Here is a 4,270-nt window from a genome sequence, read left to right on the forward strand (position 1 = left end):
TAACGGTATTGATGATGATAGCAATGGCTATATTGATGATAATTACGGCTGGAACTTCTCTGATAAAAACAACAACACCCTAGATAACAATGGTCATGGCACTCATGTTTCTGGCACGATCGCAGGAGAAAATAATAACTACGGTGTCACTGGTATTGCTTATGATGCCAAGATTATGCCCGTCAAAGTTTTGAATGAATCTGGCTCTGGTTCCTATAGTTCCATATCTAAAGGTATTCGCTACGCTGTGGATAATGGAGCTAATGTGATTAACCTCAGTTTAGGAGGCGCATCTTCCAATAGTTCTTTAGAGTCAGCCATTAACTATGCCAGCAGCAAAGGAGTAATTGTCGTCATGGCAGCAGGTAATGATGGTGACTCATCACCTGACTATCCCGCCCGCTATGCATACAAATCGGGAATTGCCGTTGGAGCTGTGGATAAGAATAATAATATGCCAGACTTCTCTAACCGCTCTGGAATGGATGAAATCGCTTACGTCACAGCCCCAGGAGTCAAGGTGTACTCCTCAGTTCCGAATAATCAATATGCCACTTATAACGGCACGTCTATGGCTGCTCCCCATGTTGCTGGTGTAGTTGCTTTAATGCTTAGTGCTAACCCCAACTTGACTGATGCCCAAGTCCGTCAGGTTGTGGCAGAAACCGCAGGAAATAGTACACAAAGTTCAAGTTCAAATATTTTTAATGTCAGTTCTGTAGCGACTCAGGCGATGTCTACGACGGGCTACGCCGGAGCAGACACAGTAGAAAATAGTTCACAAAGTACAATCTCTAGTTTCTCTAGTTTTAATATTTCCAATGTTAGTTCTCTGGCAAGGCAAGTGATTTATAACGACAACTTACTACCTATAAACGCACAAACCGGAAATTATCTCACATCACAGACAATTTCTAGTTTTAATAGTTCCAATTTTGGTTCTCTAATCGGTCAGGCGATTACAAAAACAGCACAATATCTAACACCAGATACTATTGCTAGTTTTAATAGTTCCAATTTTGGTTCTCTAATCGGTCAGGGAATTACAGAAACAGCACAATATCTAACACCAGATACTATTGCTAGTTTTAATAGTTTCAATTTTGGTTCTCTAATCGGTCAGGGGATTACAGAAACAGCACAATATCTAACACCAGAGACTATTTCTAGTTTTAATAGTTATGATGTCGGTTCTTTAATCGGTCAGGCGATGTCTAACGCCAAGCTGCTAGGCAATTACCTTGACTTTTGGGTGTAGTCGTCAGAAAAACGTTCGTTCCTTGGAATCCTGGGATGATAGGGATTTAATCGATTGGTAGTAATTGGTTTTTTCTGTTCAGCAGGGATATTTCGCCAACCTAAATCTTTGAGGATTCTCCGAGCTGCAACTTCACCTGTTCTACAACCCCCTTCCATATATCCCTGGTAGGACAAAGAGCAGTGTTCACCAGCAAAAAATAGATTACCTACACGTTCTTGTTCAGCTCCACTTATCCCTGTCCATTGTCCGACTAGATAGCAAGCATAGGAGCCTCTTATGTACTGTTCTCCAGGCCAATAGGCGCGAATAGCTTGACCTTGACGTAGGTTTTTGATTCCGGGGAAAATCCGATCTAATTGTGGTAATAGTATTTCGGCTTGAGATTCTGCTGAACCTTTGCCCAAAGATAAACCATGTTTACCACCAGTAAAATTAGTAATCAGACCTTTGGAGCCTTTTTGGTAGCGACTAGATTCCCAAGTGGTTTGAAAGCCTGTATCAGTAAATGTAGCTGCTGTTGAGTTATATTTAGTGCGCCACAATTTTTGTTGATAGGCTGTAATTAATTTGGCATTTGTACCATATCCTAATTCTGCGATCGCTTTTTGTTTGATTGCTGGTAAATTGACTTGCAACTTCACTAAACGCAAAGTGCTAAAGGGCAATGTCAACAAAATTCTTTCATAAGTACGCTCAAAGGTTCTATAGCCAGACCGTAAACTCACTCGATAGCGGCCATCGGGACGGATACAGATAGCTTCTAATTCTGTTTCAGTTTGTATCGCATTTGCTAAGTAATCCGCTAGCAGACGGGGTACCTGGTCGTTACCACCGCGAATCGTGTAACGTTCATCACTTTCACCGTAGACTGAGAATGTATCAGTGTTAGTACCAATCAAAAACACTAGATTCAAACACGATTGTTCTGCTGCTTCTCGACCATATTCGGCAGTATAGGCAACATACAGCATTTCTTGCAGAATGGGATTAATTTTTGCTTGCTCTAAATACTCTGCAATGGAGGTATTATCTAAAGCGAAAGTTGCCTGATTGTAAGAACGATAAGTTATATCTCCATCCCCAATGGCAACTAAATCTTCCTCAATTTTCTTTGCTAAAGGAATGAAGTAACTAATAATTTCTAGTTCAGGAATTTTGCGTCCTTGAAAGTACCATGTTTCTGGCACTAATCCTTTATCAGTAGCGATTAGATCGACTATTGTTAAACCAAGTTCTTGAGCAAGCGATCGCAATTTCGTATGATCTGTATCAATAAATTCTCCGCCAAGTTCCACAGTTACGCCAGTACCTGCTGCGTTGGCTAAACTACGTATCCGACCACCAACGCGGCTCCTCGCTTCAATGATGTCTACAGGAACTCCCGCTTGTCGTAAGCGGTAGGCGGCAGTTAAACCAGCAATTCCCGCACCCACTACCAGCACTTTTGGGATTGTGGCAAAAGCCGCAGAATCACGTCCATTATGCCAGGTAGCTGTAGCTAATGCGCTTGCTAATCCCAAACCCCCATAAAGTAAGCGGCGACGAGTAGTTCTTTGTTTTAAAATATCAACTATCTCATCGGTAGGAATGCCAGTTTTAAGCGATGCCCTGGCAATTTTATAAGCGCGTTGCAAAAATACCATTAGTGCAGACCTAGCCATTAAGCGCACCTCTATTACCGCTAATTATCAAATAACCTTAATAATAATTGCAGGTTTAAATGACTTTTTTGATGAAGTAATAAAATTAAATATAAAAATTAATTAAATTCCTTTTATAAGCTTTGGTTTCCCAAGACTAAACCAGTGCTTTGTGGGTTTGACTTCATCCGTAAGACGTTAGTTACTACGGAAAAAGTATAATCAGAAATAAAACCGGAAATAGTAATTAAAACAGATGGTTACACCACGCAAACAAGCAGTAATTACAGTGGCATGTAGAGGTTTAGTATTAAACGCTTATTCCACAGGCGTTTTACCCCACCCCTTAATCCCCTCCCCGCTTGCGGGGAGGGGAAGTTTTGGCTTTAAACTAAACTGGGGTGACGCGGATCATAATAGGTAAGTGAGTGAACTCAATGTCACGTCTTTACACGAGTTTCACATTAAGTTGACCTACCTGACGGAAAAGGCCTCACTGAACCGCCGTGTCACAGGCTCAGTGATGAATGTCAAAACTGACTTTTTACGAGTGACAATTTCACCTGAAGCAGACATACCTGGTGTAAACTCTACTTCTTGGCCCCGCACGTTAACTGAGTGTTTATTTAGCTTAATTCTAGTGGGAAAAACTAAGCCTAATTCTTTATCAACAATTGCATTCGGACTGACTTGCATAACTTCCCCATTTACAGTGCCAAATTCCTGAAAGGGGAAAGTCGCCATTTTCACTTTTGCCTTCATTCCTTGACGAATAAAGCCGATATCGCGGTTGAGAACTTTCACCTCTAGGAGCATTTCTTCCCCTTCTGGCAAAATTGATAGCAATTCTTCACCTGATTGCACTGGCCCCTTGGTGGCTTTAACTCTGTAGATTGTACCGCCAACGGGAGCCTCAATCGTTTCTAAAGCTTGTTGCTTTCTCGCCTGCTCTAATTGGCCTTGAACAGTTGTTAGTTCTTCTTTACGCTTGTTGAACTGGGTCAAAATTTCACTTTGGCGTTCTGATGCTACACGCTGGGCTTGACTGCGTGCAGCATTGTAAGCTTGTTCTGCTTGGCGAATTTCTTGAACTTGAGCAGCAATATCTTTTTCTAATGATGTGACTCTATCTTGAGCCTCTGTGATTCTATTCTGGACATTAATCACTTCATCTTGTGCTTTAGTGATTTCTGTCTGTGTACGAGTTAATCTTTCTTGGGCATCCAAGTAATCGACACGAGGTACAGCACCAGGAGTCATTAAGGTGCGTAGGCTTTTTTCCCTTTCTTGTGCCAGTGCCAAATTACTTTCAATTTTGATCCGAATGCTATCTGCGTTGACAAGGTTTGTTTTGGCATTGGCAACGCTG

General features: G+C 41.6%; 3 protein-coding genes. 1 reads left to right on the forward strand and 2 read right to left on the reverse strand.

Annotation, left to right across the window (positions count from 1 at the left end):
* Window positions 1–1,258, forward strand: a 1,258-nt coding sequence (locus tag VE944_RS17240; protein ID WP_324979247.1) for a S8 family serine peptidase, incomplete at its 5' end; no start/stop codon positions are given.
* Here the strand turns inward: VE944_RS17240 and VE944_RS17245 are convergent.
* Window positions 1,237–2,922, reverse strand: coding sequence for a flavin monoamine oxidase family protein (locus VE944_RS17245; RefSeq protein WP_324979250.1), 1,686 nt, complete (start codon window positions 2,920–2,922; stop codon window positions 1,237–1,239). The two genes, VE944_RS17240 and VE944_RS17245, sit on opposite strands and share 22 nt — an antisense overlap.
* Window positions 2,923–3,375: 453 nt before the next feature.
* The coding region (locus VE944_RS17250; RefSeq protein ID WP_324979253.1) for a beta-barrel domain-containing protein at window positions 3,376–4,270 on the reverse strand (895 nt) is incomplete at its 5' end.

Source organism: Nostoc sp., assembly GCF_035638895.1.
Lineage (GTDB): Bacteria > Cyanobacteriota > Cyanobacteriia > Cyanobacteriales > Nostocaceae > Nostoc.